We start from the raw sequence: 22,969 nt of genomic DNA on the forward strand, positions 1-22,969 counted from the left end.
GGAGCCCCGGAGGGTGCCTTCTCAACCCACCGAGACGGGTGGGCGGGTGGGAAACGGGGTCCGGGGCGGAGCCCCGGCGGGGTCTGGGGCAGAGCCCCAGGACGGCACCTCTGGAGCCACCGAGTCGGGCGGGCGGGTGGGCACGCCCCCTCAGAAACCGAGCCGCCGCAACTGCTTGGGGTCCCGCTGCCAGTCCTTCGCCACCTTCACATGCAGGTCGAGGAAGACCGGCGTCCCCAGCAACGCCTCGATGTGCTTGCGCGACTTGATCCCGACCTCCTTCAGCCGCTTGCCCTTGGGCCCGATGATGATCCCCTTCTGGCTCGGCCGCTCGATGAACACGTTCGCGTGGATGTCCAGCAGCGGCTTGTCCGCCGGCCGGTCCTCGCGCGGCAGCATCTCCTCGACCACCACCGCGATGGAGTGGGGCAGCTCGTCGCGGACGCCCTCCAGCGCCGCTTCCCGGATGAGTTCCGCGATCATGACCTGCTCGGGCTCGTCCGTCAGGTCGCCCTCGGGGTAGAGCGCCGGCCCCTCCGGCAGCAGCGGGATCAGCAGGTCGGCCAGCAGATCCACCTGCTTGCCCGCCGTCGCCGACACCGGCACGATCTCCGCCCACTCGATGCCCAGCTCCTTGCCGAGCTGGTCGATGGCGATCAGCTGCTCGGCGAGGGCCTTGGAGTCGACCAGATCGGTCTTGGTGACGATGGCGACCTTCGGGGTCTTCCTGATCCCGGCCAGCTCCTTGGCGATGAAGCGGTCACCGGGACCGATCTTCTCGTTCGCGGGAAGGCAGAAACCGATGACGTCGACCTCGGCCCACGTCGTCCGCACGACGTCGTTGAGCCGCTCGCCGAGCAGCGTGCGCGGCTTGTGGAGGCCCGGCGTGTCCACCAGGATGAGCTGGGCGTCCGGCCGGTGCACGATGCCGCGTACCGTGTGCCGCGTCGTCTGCGGCTGGTTCGCGGTGATCGCCACCTTCTGCCCGACCAGAGCGTTCGTGAGGGTGGACTTGCCCGCGTTGGGACGGCCCACGAAGCAGGCGAAGCCGGCGCGGTGGACGGCCTCGGCCGACTCTTCGGATGACGGGGTACGAACGCTCATGCCGCCCATTCTCCCTGATTCGCGGAGCCCGGCGGCACCGTGAGGTTCCGGTAACCCGTGCGCAACGAAACGTCACGGAAACACACCCGTACGCGACCGGAAACGCGCTCCGGTGACGCTCGGACGTGCCCCCGGACCGTTGGAGACGCCCGTGACCCTCGCCGCCGCACACATCGACACCGGCGACACCGCCTGGCTGCTCGCCGCCACCGCCCTCGTCCTGCTGATGACACCGGGCCTCGCCCTGTTCTACGGCGGCATGGTGCGCACCAAGAGCGTGCTCAACATGCTGATGATGAGCTTCGTGTCGATCGCCCTGGTCACCGTGGTCTGGCTGGCCTGCGGCTACTCCCTCGCCTTCGGCGACGACGTGGCGGACGGCCTCATCGGCGGCCTGCACCAGGCCGGAATGGCCGGCCTGGGACCCTCCGACGTCCACGGCACCGTACCCACCCTGCTCTTCGCCACCTTCCAGCTCACCTTCGCGGTCATCACGGCCGCGCTGATCAGCGGTGCGGTCGCGGACCGGGCGAAGTTCGGCGCCTGGCTGGTGTTCGTGCCCGTGTGGGCGCTGCTGGTATACGTTCCCGTCACGCACTGGGTGTGGGGCCCCGGCGGCTGGATCGGTCAGCACCTGCACGCGCTGGACTTCGCCGGCGGCCTCCCCGTCGAGATCACCTCCGGCGCCTCCGGCCTCGCGCTCTGCCTGGTCCTGGGCCCGCGGCTGGGGTTCAAGAAGGACGCCATGCGCCCGCACAACCTGCCCATGGTGATGCTCGGCGCCGGTCTGCTCTGGTTCGGCTGGTTCGGTTTCAACGCGGGCTCGGCGATGGGCGCGAGCGGCCTGGCCGCCGCCGCCTTCCTCAACACCCTCGCGGCCGGGTGCACCGGCCTGCTCGGCTGGCTCTTCGTCGAACACAAGCGCGACGGACACCCCACGACCCTGGGCGCCGCCTCCGGCGCGGTCGCCGGTCTGGTCGCGATCACCCCGTCCTGCGGCACGGTCTCCCTGCTCGGCGCGCTGGTCGTGGGCCTGGCCGCGGGTGTCGTCTGCTCCTTCGCGGTCGGCTGGAAGTTCAGGCTGAACTACGACGACTCCCTCGACGTCGTCGGCGTCCACCTGGTCGGCGGCATCATCGGCACCCTGCTCATCGGCCTGTTCGCCGAGAAGGCGATGACCGGCGGCGCCGAGGGCCTCCTCTACGGCGGCGGGCTCGCCCCGCTCGGCCGGCAGCTGCTGGCCGTGGCCGCCGTCGCGGTGTACGCCTTCGGCGCGACGTACGGCATCGGGAAACTGCTCGACAAGGTGATGGGCCTGCGGGCGAGCGAGGAGCAGGAGCACACCGGCCTGGACCTTACGGTGCACGCCGAGACCGCCTACGATCACGGGGTCCTGGGGCACGGCGCCCCGGTCGGCGCGTCCCCCTTCGTCACCACCGCCCAGAAGGTCAACACCCAGGCATGAAGCTCATCACCGCGATCATCAAGCCGTACCGCCTCGACGAGGTCAAGACCGCGCTCCAGGAGATGGGCGTGGACGGTCTGACCGTGACCGAGGCCAGCGGCTACGGCCGCCAGCGCGGCCACACGGAGGTGTACCGCGGCGCCGAGTACCGGGTCGACCTCGTGCCCAAGGTCCGCATCGACGTCGTCGTCGAGGACGCCGACGCGGACGCGGTCATCGACGCGGTGGTCCGGGCCGCGCAGACCGGCAAGATCGGCGACGGCAAGGTCTGGTCCGTGCCCGTGGAGACGGTCGTACGCGTCCGGACGGGCGAACGCGGGCCGGACGCGCTGTAGCACGCACCGGGCCCGCCCCGCCCCGTTCTCGGTCAGCCCTCGCGCCGGGTCCGTGCCGCTGCCTACTCCGCCGGGCCCGCCGGCTCGGTCAGCCGGACCGTGCCGTCCGGCCCGGCCAGCAGCACCGGCGTCCCGGGGCCGCCGAGGTCCCCGACCGCGGCCCGGTCCTCGGGCGCGAGGCCCTCCGCCTCGCTGACCACCGCGGCCGCCTCCAGGGACGTGGCGCCGGAGGCCACCGCCATGGCCACCGCCGTCTGCAAGGCGCTCAGCTTCAGCGAGGCGAGGTGCACCGACCCGGCGGCGTACGTACGGCCCGTCTCGTCACGCACGGCCGCGCCCTCCGGCACGCCGTTGCGGGCCCGCACCGAACGGGCCAGGGTGACGATCTTGCGGTCCTCGGGGTCAAGCCCGTTGCTCTCGGTCATGATCCGAGCATACGAAAGCCGCACCGGCGCCCGCCCGGGTCACCCCGCCACCGGATACATCGCATCGCGCCGCCCCTCCGGCGAGGCCAGCCACTCCAGCTTCGCCGCGGTGTTCGCCTCGTCCAGCGGCGTGTGCAGCACGACCGTCAGGTCCGGCCGGGCCGGCACCTTCATGGCCGTCGACTCCACGCACAGCAGCCCCACCAGCGGATGGTCGAGCTCCTTGCGGATCTGCCCGGCGTCCTCGATGTCCCGCTCCTCCCACAGCGCCGTGAACTCGTCACTGGCCTCCCTGGCCTGGGCCAGCACGGCCTGGTACCCCTCGTCGTCGGGGCGGGCGGCGCACGCGGCCCGGAACTGCGCCACGACCGTCCGGGCGTTCGACTCCCAGCTCTTGTTGCGGGAGCGGTACATCGGGTCGGTGAAGAAGTCGACGAGGCAGTTCTGTGTGATGTCCGGACGCATGCCCAGCACCACCGCGGCGGCGGGGTTGTACATCACGCAGTTGTAGTACATGTCCATGATGTGGGCCGGATACGGCATCCACGTGTCGATCAGCCGCCGCAGTCCGTCGCACATGTCCCGCCGCTCCGGCGCCACCTCGGGCGCGGGCGGGTTCAGTCCGGCCAGCACGTACAGGTGCCGGCGCTCGACGTCGCTGAGCCTGAGCACCCGGGCCACGGAGTCCAGGACCTGCGGGGAGACGGAGATGTCCCGGCCCTGCTCCAGCCACTGGTACCAGGAGACGCCCACCCCGGCGAGCACCGCGACCTCTTCGCGCCGCAGTCCGGGCGTACGGCGCCGGGCCCCGCCGTCCGGCAGTCCGGCCTCGGCCGGGGTCACCCGGGCCCGCCGGTTCATCAGGAACTCGCGCAGTTCACGCAGCCGCTGCCTCTTGATCGTGTCCGTGTCAGGCACGTACGGATCCCCCTCGTGGTGTCTGGTGGTGCCACCACCACCATAAGTTCCGACTCCCCACGGCTGTTCCGGTCGCACGAGGCTCTTGGCCATGGCGATCGACACCACCACCTCACCCACCACCCCCACCGGGGAGCAGCTCGACGACCCACGGCTGTCGACCCGAGACAAGCTGGTCCTCTTCGTCCTGTGCGCCGCCCAGTTCATGGTCGCGCTGGACTTCTCCGTGCTGAACGTGGCCCTGCCGGAGCTGGGCGCGGACCTCGGCATGAGCCGGTCGGCCCTTCAGTGGGCGGTCACCGCGTTCGCGCTTCCCTCGGGCGGCTTCCTGCTGCTGTTCGGCCGCGTCGGCGACCTGTACGGCCGCCGGAAGCTGTTCCTCGCCGGTCTGGCCCTGTTCGGGGGCGCCTCGCTGCTGGCCACCCTCGCCTGCGACCCGGCGTCCTTCCTCGCCGGCCGGGCGTTGCAGGGCCTGGGCGCGGCGGCGATCGTGCCGACCGGCATGTCCCTGCTGACCACCACCTTCCCCGAGGGCCCGGCCCGTGACCGCGCCCTCGGCATCTCCGGCACCCTGCTGTCGCTGGGCTTCACCGTCGGCATGGTCGCGGGCGGCGTCCTCACCGACGCCCTCGGCTGGCGCTCCACGATGGCGCTGCTCTCGGTCTTCGCGCTGATCGTGCTGCCGCTCGCCCCCGGCCTGCTGCCCGAATCGCGCACCCCGCAGCGCCCCCGCCTGGACATCCCCGGCGCGGTCACCGTCACCACCGGCCTGCTGTCGCTGATCTACGCCCTGTCCACCGCCGCCGACCACGGCTTCGGCCGCGCCGACGTCATCACGGCGCTGATCGCGGGCGTCGCCCTGCTGACCGCGTTCGCGGTCGTCGAGTCCCGCTCGCAGGCTCCCCTGGTCTCCCTGCCCATGCTGCGCCGCCGCACGGTGGCGTGGGGCAATGTGGGCGGTCTGGTCACCTTCTCGATGATGTCCACGGTGGTCTTCGTCCTGACCCTCTACCTCCAGGAGATCCTGCGCCTGTCGGCCTTCGAGACCGGGCTGGTCTTCGGCGTCCAGGGTGTGCTCTCGGCGGTCGCGGGCGGCTGTGCGGCGAAGGTCATCGGCCGGTTCGGCGCCCGCCGCACCCTCGTGGGCTCGCTCGCCGGGCAGGGTGCGCTGATCGCCGCGCTGCTCGGCCTGAACGCCCACACCTGGTCGGTCTGGCTCGCCACGGCCGCCGTCTCGCTGGCCAGCATGTGCCACCTCGGCGCGATCATCTCCTACGGCCTGACCGTGACCTCGGGCGTGCCCGACGAGGAGCAGGGCCTGGCCACCGGCCTGGTCACCTCCACCCAGCAGGTCGGCGTCACCGTCGGCATCCCGCTGCTCGGCGTCCTGGCCACCACCTCCGGCGACCTCCTCTCGGGCGTCCACACCGTCCTGGCCCTGGACGCGGCGATCGTCCTCGCGGCGGCCGTCCTGGTAGGACTCGGCCTGCGAGTCCGGCGGACGGCCGCCTAGGACGGCCCCCTAGGACGGCCCCCTAGGACGGGTACCTAGGGCCGGTCGAGGCGGAGCCGTTCGGCGCGCGGCAGACCGGCCACCACCAGGTCGTAGGAGTCCTCCACCAGCTCCCGCACCAGCCGGTCCGGGAGCCCGCCGTCGACGGTGACCGTGTTCCAGTGCCGTTTGTTCATGTGCCAGCCCGGGACGATGAGCCCGGGGTACTCGCCCCGGAGCCGGATCGCGTCCTCGGGGTCGCACTTGAGGTTGACGGTCAGGGGCGTGGCATCCAGCGCCGAGAGCGCGAACAGCTTGCCCTGGACCTTGAAGACGGAGGTCTCCGGATTGAAGGGGAAGTCCTCCACGGCGGCGTTGAAGGACAGACAGAGGGCGCGCAGTCGCTGAGGGGTCATGCGGTCGTCCCCTCGCCGGTGTCCGGGCGGCCGTGGGCGCAGTCGATCTCGTCGCCGTGGAGGTCGGTCACGTATCCGTGGCCGTCGAGGTGGACCGTCACCGTGGCCGGTTCGTGTTCGACCTCGAAGGGGTCGCCGTCCCCGAAGCCGTACGTCACGACGACGAAGGTCTCACCCGGCCGCAGCCAGTGGTCACTGCCGTAGGGCTCGAGGATCAGTTCCAGCATGTCCGTGCCACGGTTGGTCACGCGCATGCGCGCCACCGGTCCCCCGTCGGTCTCCGTCACTCCTCCGTCGCCTCCTTCGTGGGCGCGTCCGCCGGATCCAGCGGCTCCACCAGCACCGTGACGATCTTGTTCCGGCGGCCCGCGGCGGCCTCCGCCGTCAGGCGCAGCTCACGGCCGTCGGGGAGTTCGACCACGGACGACGCCCCGGCGATGGGCACCCGGCCGAGCGCCTTGGCGAGCAGCCCGCCGACCGTCTCCACGTCCTCGTCGTCGTACTCCTCCAGGCCGTACAGCTCGCCCAGGTCGCCGATGTCCAGCCGGGCGGTCACCCGGAAGCGGTCCTCGCCGAGGTCCTCCACCGGCGGCAGCTCACGGTCGTACTCGTCGGTGATCTCGCCGACGATCTCCTCGAGGATGTCCTCGATGGTGACGATGCCGGCCGTGCCGCCGTACTCGTCGATGACGACGGCGACGTGGTTGCGCTCCTTCTGCATCTCGCGCAGCAGGTCGCCGGCGTTCTTCGTGTCCGGCACGAAGACGGCCGGACGCATCGCCGTGGACACGAGGTCGCTCTCGGCGTCGCGGCTGACGTGGGTGCGGCGGGCCAGGTCCTTGAGGTACACGATGCCGACCACGTCGTCCTCGCTCTCACCCGTCACCGGGATGCGCGAGAAACCGGACCGCAGGGCGAGCGTGAGGGCCTGGCGGATGGTCTTGTACCGCTCGATGACGACCAGGTCGGTCCTCGGGACCATGACCTCCCGCACGAGGGTGTCGCCGAGTTCGAAGACCGAGTGCACCATCCGGCGCTCCTCGTCCTCGATCAGCGACTCCTGCTCGGCCAGGTCGACCAGCGCGCGCAGCTCCGCCTCCGAGGCGAACGGGCCGCGGCGGAATCCCTTGCCCGGGGTGAGCGCGTTGCCGATGAGGATCAGCAGGGGCGGGATCGGCCCCATGATCCGTGCGAGCGGGACGAGCACGTACGCCGCCACGGTGGCCGTGTTCAGCGGATGCTGCCGGCCGATGGTGCGCGGGGAGACCCCGACGGCGACGTAGGACACGAGCACCATGACCGCGATCGCGACCACCAGCGCCTCGCCCCTGCCCGGGAAGGCCTCCAGGCACGCGTAGGTGACCAGCGCGGCCGCCGCCATCTCGCACGCCACCCGCACCAGCAGCGCCACGTTCAGATAGCGGGTCGGGTCGGCGGCCACCTGGGCGAGCTTGGCGCTGCCCCTGCGGCCGGATTTGACGGCCTCCTCGGCACGGAAGCTGGAGATGCGCGCGAGGCCCGCCTCCGCGCAGGCGGCGAGCCAGGCGACGACGACCAGCGCGATCGCGCCGACGACGATCTGTGGACTCATGGGCGGCCTTAAGAGACCGTCGGTGCCGGGGACGGCCCGGTCAGGCCCCGCTCCGCGCGCCAGCCGTCCACGATGGCCGCCTGGAGGCCGAACATCTCGGCCTTCTCGTCCGGCTCCTCGTGGTCGTAGCCGAGCAGGTGCAGCACACCGTGGACGGTGAGCAGGTGCAGCTCCTCGTCCATGGAGTGCTTCGTCGGGGCCTCGGCCCCCTGCTTGGCGGCCACCTCCGGGCACAGCACGATGTCGCCCAGCAGGCCCTGGGGGGGCTCGTCGTCGTCCTTGCCCGGCGGACGCAGCTCGTCCATCGGGAAGGACATGACATCCGTGGGCCCCGGCAGGTCCATCCACTGCACGTGCAGCTGCTCCATGGCGTCGGCGTCCACGACGATCACCGAGAGCTCGGAGAGCGGGTGGATGCGCATCCGCGCGAGCGCGTAGCGGGCGATGTCGAGGATCGCCTGCTCGTCGACCTCGGTTCCGGACTCGTTGTTGACGTCGATCGACATGGTCGTGCTGGTCTACTTCCCCTTGTGTCCGCGCCCCGGCCTGCCGTGCCCGGGGGGCTTCGGCGCGCCGTTCTCGGTGCCGTACTCGCTGTCGTACTTCTCGTACGCGTCGACGATACGGCCCACCAGCTTGTGCCGTACGACGTCGTGCGAGGACAGCCGGGAGAAGTGGACGTCCTCGACGCCCTCCAGGATCTCCTGCACCTGCCGCAGACCGCTCTTCGTGCCGTTCGGCAGGTCCACCTGCGTCACGTCACCCGTGATGACGATCTTCGAGTCGAACCCGAGGCGGGTGAGGAACATCTTCATCTGTTCGGGGCTGGTGTTCTGTGCCTCGTCCAGGATGATGAAGGCGTCGTTCAGCGTCCGGCCGCGCATGTACGCCAGCGGCGCCACCTCGATCGTCCCCGCCGCCATCAGCCGTGGGATGGAGTCCGGGTCGATCATGTCGTGCAGCGCGTCGTACAGCGGGCGCAGATAGGGGTCGATCTTCTCGTAGAGCGTGCCCGGGAGGAAGCCGAGCCGCTCGCCGGCCTCGACCGCCGGACGGGTCAGGATGATGCGGTTGACCTGCTTGGACTGAAGGGCCTGCACCGCCTTGGCCATGGCCAGATAGGTCTTTCCGGTACCGGCGGGGCCGATGCCGAAGACGACCGTGTGCTTGTCGATCGCGTCGACGTAGCGCTTCTGGTTGAGCGTCTTGGGGCGGATGGTGCGGCCGCGTGAGGACAGGATGTTCTGCGTCAGGACCTCGGCCGGGGTCTCCTGGCCGTCGCCCTCCCCGTTCTCGCTCGCCTTGAGCATGGCGATCGAGCGTTCCACTGCGTCCTCCGTCATCGGCTGTCCGGTGCGGAGCACCAGCATCATCTCGTCGAACACGCGCTGGATCAGGGCGACGTCCGCCGAGTCGCCGACCGCGCTGATCTCGTTGCCCCGGACGTGGATGTCGGCCCCCGGGAAGGCCTTCTCGATCACGCGCAGGAGGGAGTCGCCGGAACCCAGCACGGTCACCATGGGGTGCTGGGCGGGGACGGTGAACTGTGCTCTCGCCTGCCCCTGCGCGGGGGTGTTGGCTGCGGGTGTCTGAGTCATGGGCCGGCGCTGAAGGCCTGCGGTTCCTCCTCGTCACGGCCGCATAGCTGAGGGCGGCCTCGCGCTTCCCAGGGTACGACGGGGGAGTGACAACGCCGTAGGACTTTTCGGGGGCCGCCGATACGGTCCTTCGACTGCCGTCCGGCTACCGCTGACCCCGCAGCATCTCCCGGAACCAGCGGTACGACGCCTTCGGCGTCCGCTCCAGCGTCGCCGGGTTCCCGAAGTCCACGTGCACCAGGCCGAAGCGGCGGGCGTAGCCCTCCGCCCACTCGAAGTTGTCCAGCAGTGACCACACGAAGTAGCCGCGCACGTCCACGCCCGCCTCCACCGCGCGGTGCAGGGCGCGGACGTGGCCGTCGAGGTAGGCGATGCGGTCCTGGTCGTCGAGGCCCTCGTAGGAGCAGCCGTTCTCCGTGATCACGACGGGCGGGAGCCGGTCGCCGTAGCGGTCGCGGAAGGCGGTCAGCAGTTCCGTCAGCGCCTCGGGGACCACCGGCCAGCCGAAGTCCGTGACCGGACGGTCCTCGATCGCGCGCAGCGAGAAGGGCAGCTCCGCCGGGAGGGTCACCCCGCCGAACTCCGTCCCCGCACCCTGCGGGGCGCCCACGCGGGCCGGGGCGTAGTAGTTGATCCCGTACCAGTCCAGCGGCTCGGCGATGATCTTCAGGTCCGCCTCGACGTCGCCGGGCAGCAGCTCGCCGATCCCCTCCGGATAGCGGCCCAGCAGGACCGGCTCCGCGAACATCCGGTTGAGCAGCACGTCGTAGAAGTCCGCCGCCTCGACGTCCGCCGCCTGAGGCGACGCGGGCCACGTCGGGCCGTGGGAGTTGGCGATGCCGATGTCCGCCGCCCCCGCCGCGCGCAGCGCCCGCACCGCCAGGCCGTGGGCGAGGAGCTGGTGGTGGGCGACCGGGAGGGCGTCGAACAGCAGTTGCTTCCCCGGTGCGTGCACGCCCAGGGCGTGGCCCAGCAGGGTGTGCTCGGCGGGCTCGTTGAGCGTGATCCACTTCGTGACGCGGTCGCCCAGGCGGGCGGCCACCAGCGACACGTACTCCGCGAAACGGGACGCCGTGTCCCGCTCCAGCCAGTCCAGACGGGCCGGGAGGTCCCAGTGGAAGAGGGTGGGGACCGGCCGGACGCCCGCCGCGCACAGCTCGTCCACCAGCCGGTCGTAGAAGTCGAGGCCGCCGGGGGAGTTCACCCGGGGCCAGGAGACCGAGAAGCGGTAGGCGTCCACGCCGAGGTCCGCCAGCAGCGCCACGTCCTCGCGGTGGCGGTGGTAGTGGTCGCAGGCCACCGCCGCCGTCGAGCCGTCCCTGACCCGCCCCGGCTCGGACGTGAACACGTCCCAGACGGACGGCTCACGCTCGCCGGCCGCCCCCTCGATCTGGTGGGCCGAGGTGGACACGCCCCACAGGAAGCCGTCCGGGAACCGGGGGATCGGTGCCGTCGCCGTGCCCGCGTCAGTCGCCATGTGACGGATCATCCGTACCCGCGGTAACAGAAGTCAACGCCTGTGCGTCCCGCCGGATCCACGTCTCCGGCCGCGTTCACCCGCCCGGCCGGATTCAAGCGCCTTCCTTCAGGACGCGGGTGATCAGCTTCCGCTCCGCGTCGGTGAGCCGGGGGTCGGCGGTGTACACCGTCCTGCCGTCCACCGTGATCTGGTAGCTGAAGCCGTCCGGCACGCCGACCGGTGGCGTGCCCCGGCCGGCGGCCAGCGCCTGCTCGGCCAGGGCATGCCACTCGTGGGCGTCGGCGCGCCCGGCGGTGTCCACCTCGGCGAACCGTTCGATGCCCGCGAACCCGCCCGTGCGCCTCACCTGAATACGCATGGGTCCGTGTCTAGTACGGAATCACAGCGTCCGCACCCCGGTCTGCTCCCACGCCTTCTGCACGGCCTGGAGTTCGTCGCCCGCGCCGTACCGCTCCCGGGCGGCCTTCACGGTGAGCGTGGCGAAGTCCGCGAAGAGGGCGTCGTCCTTGAGTTCGCCGCCGGTCAGTACGTCGTACCAGATCTGCCCCGCCTTCTCCCAGGCGTGGCCGCCGAGCGCGGTGGCGGTCAGGTAGAAGGCGTGGTTGGGGATGCCGGAGTTGATGTGCACGCCGCCGTTGTCGCTGCTGGTGCGGACGTAGTGCTCCATGGTGGCCGGCTGCGGGTCCTTGCCGAGCACATCGTCGTCGTAGGCCGTGCCGGGCGCCTTCATGGAGCGCAGCGCGGTGCCGGTGACGCTCGGGGCGAGCAGGCCCGCGCCGATCAGCCAGTCGGCCTCGGCGGCGGTCTGGCCGAGCGTGTACTGCTTGATCAGCGAGCCGAAGACGTCGGACACCGACTCGTTGAGCGCCCCGGACTGGCCGAAGTACTCCAGGTTGGCGGTGTGCTGGGTGACGCCGTGGGTCAGCTCGTGGCCGATGACGTCGACCGGGATGGTGAAGTCGAGGAAGATCTCGCCGTCGCCGTCGCCGAACACCATCTGCTCGCCGTTCCAGAAGGCGTTGTTGTAGTTCTCGTCGTAGTGCACGGTCGCGTCCAGCGGCAGCCCGGCGCCGTCGATGGAGTCGCGGGCGTACGCCTTCAGATACAGCTCGAAGGTGGCGCCGAGGCCTGAGTAGGCGCGGTTGACGGTGGCGTCGGCGCCGGGCTCCTGGCCCTCGCCGCGCACCTTGCGGCCGGGCAGGTCGGTGCCGTGGTGGGCGTCGTAGATCGTGCGGTGCGGCTCCTCGGCCTGCTTGCCGGCGGGCGGGGCCACGGCGGGCGCGCCGACGACGGTGGTCAGCCGGCGGCGGGTGCGCTCCATGGCGTCGCGCTCCAGGCTGCGGCGCGCCGGTCCGGAGAGAGCGGGATCCTCGTTGCGCGCGAGGCGGTCGAGGATGTGCGGCGGCACGATGGTGCAGAAGACGGGCTCGAGGCCCCCGTTGGTCGTCATGCCTCGCACCATTGCACTGTGTTATTCCGCTGTCACGACCCGCAACCATGATTGGTGAAATATCGGGGCAAGGGGACCGCGGCGCCGTCACGGAGTGGTAGGGAGTGTCGCGCACGGTGACCCTGTGGCGGTCCCTTGGTGAGATGACGCACTTTTTGTCCCTTTCCTCCCGCCGGTTTCGCATACTGGAACACGCCCGCGCGGTCGGTGCGGCTCGGCTAGGCTGCGGAGCATCATGCTTTTCGGGCTGCTTCTCCTTAGCTGCCGCGGCGAGGGCCTGTAGTCGTAGGCCGACCCCCTCCCCGCGGAGTCTGGCGTTGCGCCGTCGGCCGCCCTTTCCGGCACCGCACCGACCGCGGACCAACCGAGGAGCCACGCAACATGGCCAACCGCCAGCAGCCCAGTCCCATGCCGATCCGGAAGTACGGCCGCTACGAGCAGGTCGACATCCCCGACCGCACCTGGCCGAACCAGCGGATCACCAGCGCCCCCCGCTGGCTCTCCACCGACCTGCGCGACGGCAACCAGGCCCTGATCGACCCGATGTCGCCCGCGCGCAAGCGCGCGATGTTCGACCTGCTGGTCAAGCTGGGCTACAAGGAGATCGAGGTCGGCTTCCCGGCCTCCGGGCAGACCGACTACGACTTCGTGCGCTCCATCGTCGAGGAGGAGGGCGCGATCCCGGACGACGTCACGATCTCCGTACTGACCCAGGCCCGCGAGGACCTGATCGAGCGGACCGTGGAGTCCCTGAAGGGCGCCAGGCGGGCCAACGTCCACCTGTACAACGCCACCGCCCCGGTCTTCCGCCGGGTCGTCTTCCGTGGTTCCAGGGACGACATCAAGCAGATCGCCGTCGACGGCACCCGTCTGGTGATGGAGTACGCGGAGAAGCTGCTGGGTCCGGAGACGGAGTTCGGCTACCAGTACTCGCCGGAGATCTTCACCGACACCGAGCTGGACTTCGCCCTGGAGGTCTGCGAGGCGGTCATGGACGTCTGGCAGCCCGGCCCGGGCCGCGAGATCATCCTCAACCTGCCCGCCACCGTGGAGCGTTCGACCCCGTCCACGCACGCGGACCGCTTCGAGTGGATGCACCGCAACCTGTCGCGCCGCGAGTACGTCTGCCTGTCCGCCCACCCGCACAACGACCGGGGTACGGCCGTGGCGGCGGCCGAGCTGGCGGTCATGGCCGGCGCCGACCGCGTCGAGGGCTGCCTGTTCGGGCAGGGCGAGCGCACCGGCAACGTCGACCTGGTCACCCTGGGCATGAACCTGTTCTCGCAGGGCGTCGACCCGCAGATCGACTTCTCCGACATCGACGAGATCCGTCGCACGTGGGAGTACTGCAACCAGATGGAGGTCCACCCACGCCACCCGTACGTGGGCGACCTGGTCTACACGTCCTTCTCCGGTTCCCACCAGGACGCCATCAAGAAGGGCTTCGACGCCATGGAGGCCGACGCCGAGGCCAGGGGCGTCACCGTCGACGACATCGAGTGGGCGGTGCCGTACCTGCCCATCGACCCCAAGGACGTCGGCCGCTCCTACGAGGCGGTCATCCGCGTCAACTCGCAGTCCGGCAAGGGCGGTATCTCCTACGTCCTGAAGAACGACCACAAGCTGGACCTGCCGCGCCGGATGCAGATCGAGTTCTCCAAGATCATCCAGGCGAAGACCGACGCCGAGGGCGGCGAGATCACGCCGAAGGAGATCTGGGCGGTCTTCCAGGACGAGTACCTGCCCAACCCGGACAACCCCTGGGGCCGCATCCAGGTCAGGACGGGCCAGTCGACGACGGACACCGACGGCGTGGACACGCTGACCGTCGAGGCGACGGTCGACGGCCAGGACACCGTCCTGACCGGCTCCGGCAACGGCCCGATCTCGGCCTTCTTCGACGCCCTCCAGTCCATCGGCATCGACGTACGCCTGCTGGACTACCAGGAGCACACGATGAGCGAGGGCGCCTCCGCGCAGGCCGCCTCCTACATCGAATGCGCGATCGACGACAAGGTCCTGTGGGGCATCGGCATCGATGCGAACACGACACGTGCGTCGCTGAAGGCGGTCGTCTCGGCCGTCAACCGTGCCACCCGCTGACCCCACCGACCGGCGCTGACCGGCACTTTCCGGGGCCCCGGGCGTCTTTTGAGGCGACCGGGGCCCTTTCTTTCACGGTCGTTTACCGGCCAGGTCACGAACAGGTCTCGTCCGGGGTACTGACTCAGCCTCACCAATGTGGCTAACATCACGCCCACGCGGCGATGTTGCCGCGTGGTTACGGAGGTGCGACGTGCTGCCAGTACGGGGACGAAACGGCCATGCCGCCGGGCTTGCCCGGATGCTGGGCACCCGCATCTCGTGGACACCCGTCGGCGACGGCGAGTTCTTCTGCCCCGGCTGCGGCGGCGACCGCAACTACCAGCGGCTGAGCGGCCGGCGGCGCTTCACCGTCCTCGGGGTGCCCCTGCTGCCGCGCGGAGCGACCGGGCCGGTCGTGGAGTGCGCGGCCTGTGGCGGACACTTCGGCACCGACACCCTGGACCACCCGACCACCTCCCGCTTCTCCGCGATGCTCCGCGACGCCGTGCACACCGTCGCCCTCGCGGTACTCTCCGCGGGCGGCACCTCCTCCCGTACGGCCCTGGAGACCGCCGCGGTCGCCGTGCGCGCGGCCGGTTTCGCCGAGTGCACCGAGGAGCAGCTGGCCGCCCTGGTCGAGGCCCTGGCCGCGGACACCGGCCGGGTGTACGAGGGCGAGCCGAGCGTGGCGGGCCTGGCCATAGAGCTCCACGAGGCCCTGGACCCGCTGGCCCCGCACCTGGCCGCCGCCGGCCGCGAGTCGATCCTCCTCCAGGCCGCCCGCATCGCCCTGGCCGACGGCCCCTACACGCCCGCCGAACGCGACACCCTCGCCACCGTCGGCGCGGCCCTGACCATCTGCGCGGACGACGTGACCAGACTGCTCGCGGCGGCGCGCACGCCGTCCTGACACCCACCGCGTCCCGCCCGCAGGCCCTGCGGCACCTCCCGGGCTACTCCCCGTGTTACTCCCCGGGGAGTAGTCCACCCGCCCGGTCACCCCGCGCAGTACGCCCGAACTCGCCCTCCGGCGCGACGAAACGCGCCCCCCGTGCCGGGAGTCTGGAGACCGCATCCAGACAGCCGCGCCGGAGGGAGGGCCCGTTCCATGGGGGCCGCAGAAACGAAACGTACGCGACAACGCGCCATCCCCTGGCTGCTGCTCGCGCTGTGGGTCGGCGTGCTCGCGGTCGTCGCGCCGTTCGCGTCGAAACTGGGCGACGTGCAGCACGACCGGGTCACCGACTACCTGCCCGCGAGCGCCGACTCCACCCAGGTCGCGAAGATCCAGGACCGGCTGCCGGGCGGCCAGACGACCGAGCTGGTCCTCGTCTACCACCGCGACTCCGGCCTGACGGCCGCGGACCGGGCGACGGCGGCACGGCAGGTCGCGACCATCGGCCGGCAGCGCGCCCTGGCGGGGACACCGCAGCCCGTCCCGTCCAAGGACGGCACGACCGTGATGTACCCGGTCACCAGCAACGAGCCGGGCACCGACGAGAAGAAGCGCGACGCCCTCGTCGACGACGTCCGCGGCGTCGCCCACGACCAGGACGGGATGACCGTCCAGGTCGGCGGCCCGAGCGCCATGGCCACCGACGCCGCCGACGTCTACCAGTCCCTCGGCGGGCCGCTGCTCTACACCACCGTCGCCGTCGTCGCCGTCCTGCTGATCCTCATCTACCGCAGCCCGCTGCTGTGGCTGGTCCCGCTGGTCGTGGCCGGGGTGGGCGACTTCCTGTCCACGGGCGTGGCCTACGGCCTCAACCAGGCCTTCGGCACCACCGTCTCCGGGCAGAGCACCGGCATCATGACCGTCCTCGTCTTCGGCGCCGGCACCGACTACGCCCTGCTGCTCGTCTCCCGCTACCGCGAGGAACTGCGGCGCCACGAGCGGCCGTACGACGCCATGCGCGCCGCCCTGCGCGGCTGCGGGCCGGCCGTGCTCGCCTCCTCCGGCACGGTCGCCGCGGGCCTGCTGTGCCTGCTCGCCGCCGACCTCAACTCCAGCCGCGGCATGGGGCCGTTGGGCACGGTCGGCGTGCTGTGCGCGCTGGTCGCGATGCTGACGCTGCTGCCCGCGCTGCTCGTCCTGCTGGGCCGCCGGGTGTTCTGGCCCCTCGTGCCCGCCTACGGCAGCACCCCCAAGGCGCGCCGGTCGCTGTTCGCGGCGATGGGCAGCTCCGCCGGGCGCCGCCCGCTGACCGTCCTCGCCTCCGGTGCCGTCCTGCTCGGCGCCCTCGCCCTCGGCGCCCTCAACCTGCCCGGCACGATCAAGCAACAGGACGCCTTCGTCGACAAGCCGGAGTCGGTCGCCGCCCTGGAGACCCTCGCCAAGGCCTACCCCGAGCGGTCCGCCCAGCCCATCGACGTCATCACCCCGGCCGACCGGGCCGACGCCACCCTGGCCACCGTCCGCGCCGCCCACGGCGTCGCGAACGCGCAGCCGGGCCGCAGCGGCGGCGGCTGGACCGAGATCTCCGTGATCGCCTCCGCCCCGCCCCAGTCCGCGGCCGAGACCGCCACCATCAAGGAACTGCGGCACGAGCTGCCCGGCTCCTACGTCGGCGGGCCCAGCGCCCAGCAGATCGACCTGAAGGACACCAACGCCCGTGACCGGCTCGTCGTCATCCCGATCGTCCTCGTCTCCGTCCTGCTGATCCTGATCGCCCTGCTGCGCTCCCTGGTCGCGCCGCTGATCCTGGTGGCCGCCGTCATCGCGGTCTGGGGCGCCGCGCTCGGCATCGGCGGACTGGTGTTCGGCCCGCTGTTCGGCTTCGCGGGCACGGACCCCGGACTCGGACTGCTGTCCTTCGTCTTCCTCGTCGCCCTCGGCGTGGACTACGGCATCTTCCTCATGCACCGCATGCGGGAGGAGTCGCTGAAGGGTGCGGAACCGTCCGCCGCCGCGCTGACCGCGCTGCGCACCACGGGCGGGGTCATCGCCTCCGCCGGGCTCGTCCTCGCCGCCACCTTCGCGGTGCTGACCAACATGGGGCTCGTCCAGCTCGTCGAACTCGGCTTCGTCATCGCCGTCGGTGTGCTGCTGGACACCTTCCTCGTCCGCACCTACCTGGTGACCAGCGCGAGCGTGGCACTCGGCCGGAAGGTCTGGTGGCCGGGCCCGCTGTCGCGGACCCCGGAACCGGCACCGCCCGAGCGCCAGCCGGAGCCGGTGTGAGCCGCCGGGCGCCCCTCCCTCCCGGAGGGGCGCCCGCCTGTCGGAAGATGAATCCCGTGCAACCAACCATGACGGCGGAGCGGCCCCGCCCGGGCGAACGGATCATGGCGGCGATCAACCGCGACCCCCGGACCGCGCCGCACGGCACCCGCAACGACGCGCTGCTGGCCGCGGCGCTCGCCGCGGTGGCCGCGTGCCTGGGACTGTTCGGCGACGCCGGCCGTCGGCCGGACGCGCTCGGCTGGGCGCTGCTGCTGGCCGCCCATGTGCCGCTGGTGTGGCGGCGGCGCAGGCCGCTGCTGGTGCTGGCGGCGATGGTGGCGCTGATCATGCCGTACCACGCCATGGACAACAACCACTTCGCGCCCACCCCGGCCGCGTACGTGGCGCTCTACACGATCGCGGTCACCAGCCGCCCGCTGCGCACGATCCTGACCGGCGTCATCGTCGTCACCTTCGCCACGAGCGTGATGCTCACCGTCAACACCCACCAGGCCGTGGAACTGCTGCGGGTCTCCGGCTGGATCATCGCCGTGCTCTTCTTCGGCGTCGACGTCCGCTACTACCGGCAGTACGTCGCCTCCATCGTCGAGCGCGCCGAGCGCGCCGAACGCACCCGCGAGGAGGAGGCCCGCCGCCGCGTCGCCGAGGAACGCCTGCGCATCGCCCGCGACCTGCACGACCTGCTCGCCCACAGCATCACCCTCATCGGCGTCCAGACCTCCGTGGCCGCGCACGTCCTCGCCGCCGACCCGGAGCGCCTGGACCGCGCCGCCGTCGCCGAGGCCCTCGACGACATCGCGGAGACCTGCCGGACGGCGCGCGGCGAGCTGCGCACCACGCTGGAGGTGCTGCGGGAGGGTGCCCCCGAGGCGCGCGGCCCGCTGCCCGCGCTGCACGGCGTCGCCGACCTGGCGCAGACCGCCCGGCTGGCCGGGGCGAAGGTGGAGCTGTCCGTGCGCGCCGACGACGTCCCGCCCGCCGTCGGCGCCGCCGCGTACCGCATCGTGCAGGAGGCCCTGACGAACGCCGTACGGCACGCCGGTCCCGAACCGTCCGTCGGCGTCGACCTGCGCGCCGAGGACGGCGCCCTGCGTCTGTCGGTCACCGACGACGGCACCGGGGCCGCGCCCGGGACCGGTGGTGGAGGTGGCTTCGGGCTCGTCGGCATGCGGGAACGGGCCCGCAGCGTGGGCGGCACGCTGGACGCGGGTCCCCGGTCCGGCGGCGGCTTCGAGGTGACGGCCGTACTGCCCCTGGAGGGAGGCCGGTGAGCGCGATCCGCGTGCTGCTCGCGGACGACCAGACCCTGGTCAGGGCCGCCTTCGCCATGCTCGTCGAGTCGGCCGGCGACATGGAGGTCGTCGGGCAGGCCGGCACCGGGCGCGAGGCCGTCGCGCTGGCCCGCAGCGCCCGCGCCGACCTCGTGGTGATGGACATCCGCATGCCCGACCTCGACGGCATCGAGGCCACCCGGCTCATCGCCGCCGACGAGGACCTGGCCGGGGTGAAGGTGCTCGTCCTGACCACCTACGACACCGACGAGCACATCGTGGAGGCGCTGCGCGCCGGCGCCTCCGGCTTCCTGGTCAAGGACACCCGCCCGGCCGACCTCCTCGACGCGATCCGCACGGTGGCCGCGGGCGACGCCCTGCTCTCACCGGGCCCCACGGCCCGCCTGATCGCCCGCTTCCTGCGCAGCCCCGCCGCCCCCGTCACGGGCGGCCCCGACTGCCTCTCCGACCGCGAGCGCGAGGTGCTGACCCTGGTCGCCCGGGGCCTGACCAACACCGAGATCGGCGAGGCGCTCGGCGTGAGCCCGCTCACCGCGAAGACCCACGTCAGCCGGATCATGGGCAAGCTGGGCGCGCGTGACCGGGCGCAACTGGTCATCGTGGCCTACGAGTCGGGGCTGGTGTCTCCGGGGAGCGTGTGAGTGATCCGGTTGCGGGCCGCCCGGGGCCCGGGTACGAATGGCGGGATGACGAGCGGGGAAGTGCGGTGGGAAGAGGGGCAGCCGGGCGTACTGCGGCTGCCGTCGGGACGGCTGGTACGGGGCCGGGGCCTGCGGCGCCCCCTCGACCCCGGGGCGCCGAGCCCGACGTACGGCGTCTACCTCCTCGGCAAGCGTCCGCCCGAGGTCCCCTGGGAGTCCCGCTGGCTGCGCTGGCCGGACTTCCGCCTCCCGGCCGACCGCACGGCGGCACGCGCGGCCTTCGTCGAGGCCTGGGAGCGGACGGCCACCGAACGTGTCGAGCTGGCCTGTGGCGGCGGCCGGGGCCGCACGGGCACGGCCCTGGCCTGCCTGGCGGTCCTGGACGGCGTGCCGCCGGGCGACGCGGTCGCGTACGTCCGTGAGCACTACGACCGGCACGCGGTGGAGACGCCGTGGCAGAAGCGGTACGTACGGAACTTCGCGCCGCTGGGGGCGGTGTCCCGCTAGAGGCCGGCCGCCCTCACGGCACCGACGAACGCGGCCCAGGCGGAGGCCGGGATCACGAGCACGGCGCCGTCCGGCACCTTGCTGTCCCGGACGGGCACGACACCGGGGACTCCGTGGGCGACCTCGAGGCAGTTGCCCCCGTTGCCGTCGCTGTAAGAGCTCTTCCGCCAGTGGGCGTTGGTCAGGTCGTACTCGCGCATCGTCTGAAGTCCTCCGCCGCAGACTCGATCAGGGCCAGGGACGCATCCGGCGACAGCGCGGTGGCCCTGATCTGATCGTATGCCGCGCGAGCACGCTTGACCACGGCCGGATCGTCCAGCAGGCTCCCCGAATACACCGCTTCTGTATAGGCGGTTGGCGGGGCGTCGTCGAACTCCATGAGCTTCAGATCGCCCGTCATGATCGGGTATGGGCCTGCCGCGTACGGCAGCACCTGCACCACCACCGTCCGCTCCCGAGCCAGCCGCGCGATGTGCTCCAGTTGTTCCGCCATGCCCTCCGGCCCGCCGACCGGGATCCGCAGCACGTTCTCGTGCAGGACGACCCAGTACAACGGGCGGGTGGCGTCCTTGAGGATGCGGGCTCGCTCCATGCGGCCGGACACCTTTTCCTCGATGTACTCGTCCACGGCGAACGGGTTCGTCGCGACGGTGACCGCCCATGCGTATGCCCTCGTCTGTAGCAGTCCCGGAACCAGCGCAGGCGCGAACTCGTAGATCTCCGTCGCCAGCGACTCCAGTTCCGCCGCTTTCGCGAAGTACTCCGCATACCGAGGATCATCGATCAGCTTTCTGCACAGCCGCTCGAAAATACCGTCGGTTTGCAGTACCTCGTCGATCCGCTGGGCCACGTCCAACTGCGGTTTTCTGATCGCCTGTTCGAACTGGCCGATATAGCCGCCGGAGACGAAAACCCGCGCTCCGAGTTCCACCTGTGTCAGGTCGGCGTTCTCCCGGCGTCGCTTCAGCTCCGCGCCGAAGAACTCCCAGACCGCCTGACGTGAACCGTTGGCCATCACCAACCCCCTTGCGCTGCCCAGCCGTTGTAGGGCCCGAAACCCTTCCGACTGTAGTGGCAGAACGTCACCTTGGAGATACGAAGCGTGAATCCGGGCAAGCGAAAGGGAAGCGAACAGTGGCAGTGGCAGCACGGCACTCGGTGCACTCGGCGGTCTGCGTGCAGGAGGCGGAGGAAACCGTCGCGGAATTGCGGACCGTACTCGAAAGGGCGGGAATCGCGCTGCCCTCGCTGGGGCTCGATCCGGCCGGGCTCGCCCGTGAGGCGCCGTGCCCGCTCGTCGAACTGGGGCGCTGCTCGGTGGAGACCGCCGCCCGGCTCGCCGCGGTGCTGCGGTGAGCGCCGTGCGGCCGCCGGTGGGCTCGTACGCGATGGACACCGGCACGGGCAGGGTCGGCGTGGTCATGGGACACGAGGGACCGTACGTACAGCTGCGCCCCCTCGGCGGGGGCAGGGAGTGGGACTGCCCGCCGGGGCGGGTGCGGGCCGCGACCCCGGCCGAGCGGCTCAGCGCCGCCACGGCGCACGCCAACGCCCGCAGCCGCGGCGAGGTGCCGTGACCTCCTCCGTATGACGGGTGCACATCCGGCCACTGCCCGGCACGGCTGTGGCCGCCACGGCCGGGGGAGTCCCACGTCCTGGGCCGCCCGGCGCGGGTCGAGGCACTGCTCCACGACGGCCGTACCGTCTTCGTCGCGGGATGGGCGAGAATGAGGGGCATGAGTCTGTTCCGCGACGACGGCATCGTGCTGCGCACCCAGAAGCTGGGCGAGGCGGACCGGATCATCACGCTGCTCACGCGTGGGCACGGGCGGGTGCGGGCCGTGGCCCGCGGGGTGCGGCGCACGAAGTCGAAGTTCGGGGCGCGGCTGGAGCCGTTCTCGCACGTCGACGTGCAGTTCTTCGCGCGGGGCAGCGAACTGGTCGGGCGCGGGCTGCCGCTGTGCACACAGAGCGAGACCATCGCTCCGTACGGTGGCGGGATCGTCACCGACTACGCCCGCTACACCGCAGGCACGGCCATGCTGGAGACCGCCGAGCGGTTCACCGACCACGAGGGCGAGCCGGCCGTGCAGCAGTACCTGCTGCTCGTGGGCGCCCTGCGCACCCTCGCCCGTGGGGAGCACGCCCCGCATCTGGTGCTCGACGCGTTCCTGCTGCGCTCGCTCGCGGTCAACGGCTACGCGCCCAGCTTCGGCGACTGCGCCCGGTGCGGGATGCCCGGACCCAACCGGTTCTTCTCGGTGGCCTCCGGCGGCTCGGTCTGCGCCGACTGCCGGGTGCCCGGCAGCGTCGTACCGTCGCCGCAGACCCTGGTACTGCTGGGCGCGCTGCTTACGGGAGACTGGGAGACGGCGGACGCGTGCGAGGCGCGCCACGTCCGCGAGGGCAGCGGGCTGGTTTCCGCCTACCTGCACTGGCATCTGGAGCGCGGGCTGCGCTCCTTGCGGTACGTAGAGAAGTAAGCGCAGCGAAGCAAGCACGGCACGGCACGGTCGAGGAGAGAGAAGCAACATGGTCGTACGCGGGATTCTGGGGCGCCAGCGGCGCGAGTACCGGGCGCCGGAGCCGCACCCGTCCGGTGCGCGTGCGCCCAAGCTCCCCGGCGAGCTGGTGCCGAACCATGTGGCCATCGTCATGGACGGCAACGGGCGGTGGGCCAAGGAGCGGGGCCTGCCCCGGACCGAAGGGCACAAGGTGGGTGCCGAGCGAGTGCTCGACGTCCTCCAGGGCTCGATCGAGGTCGGCGTCCGGAACATCTCCCTCTACGCCTTCTCCACCGAGAACTGGAAGCGCTCGCCGGACGAGGTGCGCTTCCTGATGAACTTCAACCGCGACTTCATCCGCAAGACCCGCGACCAGCTCGACGAGCTCGGCGTGCGGGTGCGGTGGGTGGGCCGTATGCCCCGGCTGTGGAAGTCGGTCGCGAAGGAGTTGCTGGTCGCGCAGGAGCAGACCAAGGACAACG

General features: G+C 71.4%; 26 protein-coding genes. 13 read left to right on the plus strand and 13 right to left on the minus strand.

Going from position 1 to position 22,969, the window contains the following annotated elements; all coding sequences use genetic code 11:
- Positions 1-150 precede the first annotated feature (150 nt).
- Complete coding sequence (gene era, locus ABZ484_RS33120; protein ID WP_358869643.1) at positions 151-1,104, minus strand: GTPase Era; 954 nt, start codon at positions 1,102-1,104, stop codon at positions 151-153.
- Positions 1,105-1,255: 151 nt separating this feature from the next.
- Here era and ABZ484_RS33125 point away from each other — a divergent pair, with 151 nt between their 5' ends.
- Positions 1,256-2,569 carry an ammonium transporter gene (locus ABZ484_RS33125; protein ID WP_358869644.1) on the plus strand — a complete coding sequence of 438 codons (1,314 nt, stop codon included), beginning with the start codon at positions 1,256-1,258 and terminating at the stop codon, positions 2,567-2,569.
- Complete coding sequence (locus ABZ484_RS33130) at positions 2,566-2,904, plus strand: P-II family nitrogen regulator (protein WP_030173001.1); 339 nt, start codon at positions 2,566-2,568, stop codon at positions 2,902-2,904. Before ABZ484_RS33125 ends, ABZ484_RS33130 begins: the two co-directional genes overlap by 4 nt.
- Positions 2,905-2,966: 62 nt before the next feature.
- Here ABZ484_RS33130 and ABZ484_RS33135 read toward each other — a convergent pair whose 3' ends face one another.
- Together ABZ484_RS33135 and ABZ484_RS33140 are read right to left on the minus strand one after the other, a co-directional pair.
- Positions 2,967-3,329, minus strand: a complete 363-nt coding sequence (locus ABZ484_RS33135) for a cytidine deaminase (protein WP_358869645.1) — start codon at positions 3,327-3,329, stop codon at positions 2,967-2,969.
- Positions 3,330-3,368: 39 nt separating this feature from the next.
- Positions 3,369-4,190 (minus strand): helix-turn-helix transcriptional regulator, encoded by an 822-nt coding sequence (locus tag ABZ484_RS33140; protein WP_358869666.1) that lies wholly within the window; start codon positions 4,188-4,190, stop codon positions 3,369-3,371.
- 148 nt (positions 4,191-4,338) lie between these two features.
- Here ABZ484_RS33140 and ABZ484_RS33145 point away from each other — a divergent pair, with 148 nt between their 5' ends.
- The gene (locus ABZ484_RS33145; RefSeq protein WP_358869646.1) at positions 4,339-5,760 is read left to right on the plus strand and encodes an MFS transporter; all 1,422 of its coding nucleotides are present in this window, start codon (positions 4,339-4,341) and stop codon (positions 5,758-5,760) included.
- A gap of 35 nt (positions 5,761-5,795) precedes the next feature.
- Here the strand turns inward: ABZ484_RS33145 and ABZ484_RS33150 are convergent, their stop codons facing one another.
- From ABZ484_RS33150 to ABZ484_RS33185, 8 genes are all read right to left on the minus strand, one after another.
- Positions 5,796-6,155: an MmcQ/YjbR family DNA-binding protein gene (locus ABZ484_RS33150; RefSeq protein WP_358869647.1), complete on the minus strand. Its 360-nt coding sequence runs from the start codon at positions 6,153-6,155 to the stop codon at positions 5,796-5,798.
- The gene (locus ABZ484_RS33155) at positions 6,152-6,442 is read right to left on the minus strand and encodes a hypothetical protein (protein WP_358869648.1); all 291 of its coding nucleotides are present in this window, start codon (positions 6,440-6,442) and stop codon (positions 6,152-6,154) included. The genes ABZ484_RS33150 and ABZ484_RS33155 overlap by 4 nt, the downstream gene beginning before the upstream one ends.
- Positions 6,439-7,746 (minus strand): hemolysin family protein, encoded by a 1,308-nt coding sequence (locus ABZ484_RS33160; RefSeq protein WP_358869649.1) that lies wholly within the window; start codon positions 7,744-7,746, stop codon positions 6,439-6,441. Before ABZ484_RS33160 ends, ABZ484_RS33155 begins: the two co-directional genes overlap by 4 nt.
- Positions 7,747-7,754: 8 nt before the next feature.
- Positions 7,755-8,252, minus strand: a complete 498-nt coding sequence (gene ybeY / locus ABZ484_RS33165) for an rRNA maturation RNase YbeY (protein ID WP_358869650.1) — start codon at positions 8,250-8,252, stop codon at positions 7,755-7,757.
- 12 nt (positions 8,253-8,264) lie between these two features.
- The gene (locus ABZ484_RS33170) at positions 8,265-9,344 is read right to left on the minus strand and encodes a PhoH family protein (RefSeq protein WP_358869651.1); all 1,080 of its coding nucleotides are present in this window, start codon (positions 9,342-9,344) and stop codon (positions 8,265-8,267) included.
- A 145-nt stretch (positions 9,345-9,489) separates the two neighbouring features.
- Positions 9,490-10,821, minus strand: a complete 1,332-nt coding sequence (locus ABZ484_RS33175; protein WP_358869652.1) for a GH1 family beta-glucosidase — start codon at positions 10,819-10,821, stop codon at positions 9,490-9,492.
- Positions 10,822-10,915: 94 nt separating this feature from the next.
- The gene (locus tag ABZ484_RS33180; RefSeq protein ID WP_358869653.1) at positions 10,916-11,182 is read right to left on the minus strand and encodes a protealysin inhibitor emfourin; all 267 of its coding nucleotides are present in this window, start codon (positions 11,180-11,182) and stop codon (positions 10,916-10,918) included.
- A 21-nt stretch (positions 11,183-11,203) separates the two neighbouring features.
- Positions 11,204-12,274: a M4 family metallopeptidase gene (locus ABZ484_RS33185; RefSeq protein WP_358869654.1), complete on the minus strand. Its 1,071-nt coding sequence runs from the start codon at positions 12,272-12,274 to the stop codon at positions 11,204-11,206.
- Positions 12,275-12,655: 381 nt separating this feature from the next.
- Between ABZ484_RS33185 and leuA the strand changes: the two genes are divergently transcribed.
- The 6 genes from leuA to ABZ484_RS33215 all read left to right on the plus strand — a co-directional run bounded on the left by leuA (position 12,656) and on the right by ABZ484_RS33215 (position 19,983).
- The gene (leuA, locus tag ABZ484_RS33190) at positions 12,656-14,377 is read left to right on the plus strand and encodes a 2-isopropylmalate synthase (protein WP_358869655.1); all 1,722 of its coding nucleotides are present in this window, start codon (positions 12,656-12,658) and stop codon (positions 14,375-14,377) included.
- Between the two features lie 193 nt (positions 14,378-14,570).
- A complete protein-coding gene (locus ABZ484_RS33195; protein ID WP_358869656.1) occupies positions 14,571-15,269 on the plus strand; it encodes a TerB family tellurite resistance protein in 699 nt (232 codons plus the stop codon).
- Positions 15,270-15,467: 198 nt separating this feature from the next.
- Positions 15,468-17,540, plus strand: coding sequence for an MMPL family transporter (locus tag ABZ484_RS33200; protein ID WP_358869657.1), 2,073 nt, complete (start codon positions 15,468-15,470; stop codon positions 17,538-17,540).
- A 47-nt stretch (positions 17,541-17,587) separates the two neighbouring features.
- Entirely contained in the window at positions 17,588-18,814 is a 1,227-nt protein-coding gene (locus ABZ484_RS33205; RefSeq protein WP_358869658.1) for a histidine kinase, read from the plus strand.
- The gene (locus tag ABZ484_RS33210; protein WP_358869659.1) at positions 18,811-19,476 is read left to right on the plus strand and encodes a response regulator transcription factor; all 666 of its coding nucleotides are present in this window, start codon (positions 18,811-18,813) and stop codon (positions 19,474-19,476) included. The genes ABZ484_RS33205 and ABZ484_RS33210 overlap by 4 nt, the downstream gene beginning before the upstream one ends.
- 45 nt (positions 19,477-19,521) lie before the next feature.
- Positions 19,522-19,983 (plus strand): protein phosphatase, encoded by a 462-nt coding sequence (locus tag ABZ484_RS33215; RefSeq protein WP_358869660.1) that lies wholly within the window; start codon positions 19,522-19,524, stop codon positions 19,981-19,983.
- Here the strand turns inward: ABZ484_RS33215 and ABZ484_RS33220 are convergent.
- Both ABZ484_RS33220 and ABZ484_RS33225 read right to left on the minus strand, forming a co-directional pair.
- Entirely contained in the window at positions 19,980-20,183 is a 204-nt protein-coding gene (locus tag ABZ484_RS33220) for a DUF397 domain-containing protein (RefSeq protein ID WP_358869661.1), read from the minus strand. The genes ABZ484_RS33215 and ABZ484_RS33220 overlap by 4 nt on opposite strands.
- Positions 20,165-20,998, minus strand: a complete 834-nt coding sequence (locus tag ABZ484_RS33225; RefSeq protein ID WP_358869662.1) for a helix-turn-helix transcriptional regulator — start codon at positions 20,996-20,998, stop codon at positions 20,165-20,167. Before ABZ484_RS33225 ends, ABZ484_RS33220 begins: the two co-directional genes overlap by 19 nt.
- A gap of 119 nt (positions 20,999-21,117) precedes the next feature.
- Between ABZ484_RS33225 and ABZ484_RS33230 the strand changes: the two genes are divergently transcribed.
- The 4 genes from ABZ484_RS33230 to uppS form a co-directional block, all read left to right on the plus strand.
- Positions 21,118-21,339 (plus strand): hypothetical protein, encoded by a 222-nt coding sequence (locus tag ABZ484_RS33230; RefSeq protein WP_358869663.1) that lies wholly within the window; start codon positions 21,118-21,120, stop codon positions 21,337-21,339.
- A gap of 5 nt (positions 21,340-21,344) precedes the next feature.
- Positions 21,345-21,560 carry a hypothetical protein gene (locus tag ABZ484_RS33235; protein WP_358869667.1) on the plus strand — a complete coding sequence of 72 codons (216 nt, stop codon included), beginning with the start codon at positions 21,345-21,347 and terminating at the stop codon, positions 21,558-21,560.
- Positions 21,561-21,719: 159 nt separating this feature from the next.
- A complete protein-coding gene (gene recO / locus ABZ484_RS33240) occupies positions 21,720-22,466 on the plus strand; it encodes a DNA repair protein RecO (RefSeq protein WP_358869664.1) in 747 nt (248 codons plus the stop codon).
- Between the two features lie 49 nt (positions 22,467-22,515).
- A partial coding sequence (gene uppS, locus ABZ484_RS33245; RefSeq protein WP_358869665.1) for a polyprenyl diphosphate synthase occupies positions 22,516-22,969 on the plus strand: 454 nt, incomplete at its 3' end.

Origin of the sequence: Streptomyces sp. NPDC006393, from assembly GCF_040628575.1 — a bacterium.
Taxonomy (GTDB): Bacteria; Actinomycetota; Actinomycetes; order Streptomycetales; family Streptomycetaceae; genus Streptomyces.

Coding starts and splice junctions, on each gene's coding strand:
- ABZ484_RS33205 (WP_358869658.1), top strand. CDS start 17,588: ATGAATCCCGTGCAACCAACCATGACGGCGGAGCGGCCCCGCCCGGGC.
- ABZ484_RS33145 (WP_358869646.1), top strand. CDS start 4,339: ATGGCGATCGACACCACCACCTCACCCACCACCCCCACCGGGGAGCAG.
- leuA (WP_358869655.1), top strand. CDS start 12,656: ATGGCCAACCGCCAGCAGCCCAGTCCCATGCCGATCCGGAAGTACGGC.
- ABZ484_RS33170 (WP_358869651.1), bottom strand. CDS start 9,344: ATGACTCAGACACCCGCAGCCAACACCCCCGCGCAGGGGCAGGCGAGA.
- ABZ484_RS33220 (WP_358869661.1), bottom strand. CDS start 20,183: ATGCGCGAGTACGACCTGACCAACGCCCACTGGCGGAAGAGCTCTTAC.
- ybeY (WP_358869650.1), bottom strand. CDS start 8,252: ATGTCGATCGACGTCAACAACGAGTCCGGAACCGAGGTCGACGAGCAG.
- ABZ484_RS33130 (WP_030173001.1), top strand. CDS start 2,566: ATGAAGCTCATCACCGCGATCATCAAGCCGTACCGCCTCGACGAGGTC.
- ABZ484_RS33175 (WP_358869652.1), bottom strand. CDS start 10,821: ATGGCGACTGACGCGGGCACGGCGACGGCACCGATCCCCCGGTTCCCG.
- ABZ484_RS33135 (WP_358869645.1), bottom strand. CDS start 3,329: ATGACCGAGAGCAACGGGCTTGACCCCGAGGACCGCAAGATCGTCACC.
- ABZ484_RS33225 (WP_358869662.1), bottom strand. CDS start 20,998: ATGGCCAACGGTTCACGTCAGGCGGTCTGGGAGTTCTTCGGCGCGGAG.
- ABZ484_RS33200 (WP_358869657.1), top strand. CDS start 15,468: ATGGGGGCCGCAGAAACGAAACGTACGCGACAACGCGCCATCCCCTGG.
- ABZ484_RS33160 (WP_358869649.1), bottom strand. CDS start 7,746: ATGAGTCCACAGATCGTCGTCGGCGCGATCGCGCTGGTCGTCGTCGCC.
- ABZ484_RS33150 (WP_358869647.1), bottom strand. CDS start 6,155: ATGACCCCTCAGCGACTGCGCGCCCTCTGTCTGTCCTTCAACGCCGCC.
- era (WP_358869643.1), bottom strand. CDS start 1,104: ATGAGCGTTCGTACCCCGTCATCCGAAGAGTCGGCCGAGGCCGTCCAC.
- ABZ484_RS33180 (WP_358869653.1), bottom strand. CDS start 11,182: ATGCGTATTCAGGTGAGGCGCACGGGCGGGTTCGCGGGCATCGAACGG.
- recO (WP_358869664.1), top strand. CDS start 21,720: ATGAGTCTGTTCCGCGACGACGGCATCGTGCTGCGCACCCAGAAGCTG.
- ABZ484_RS33140 (WP_358869666.1), bottom strand. CDS start 4,190: ATGAACCGGCGGGCCCGGGTGACCCCGGCCGAGGCCGGACTGCCGGAC.
- ABZ484_RS33215 (WP_358869660.1), top strand. CDS start 19,522: ATGACGAGCGGGGAAGTGCGGTGGGAAGAGGGGCAGCCGGGCGTACTG.
- ABZ484_RS33185 (WP_358869654.1), bottom strand. CDS start 12,274: ATGACGACCAACGGGGGCCTCGAGCCCGTCTTCTGCACCATCGTGCCG.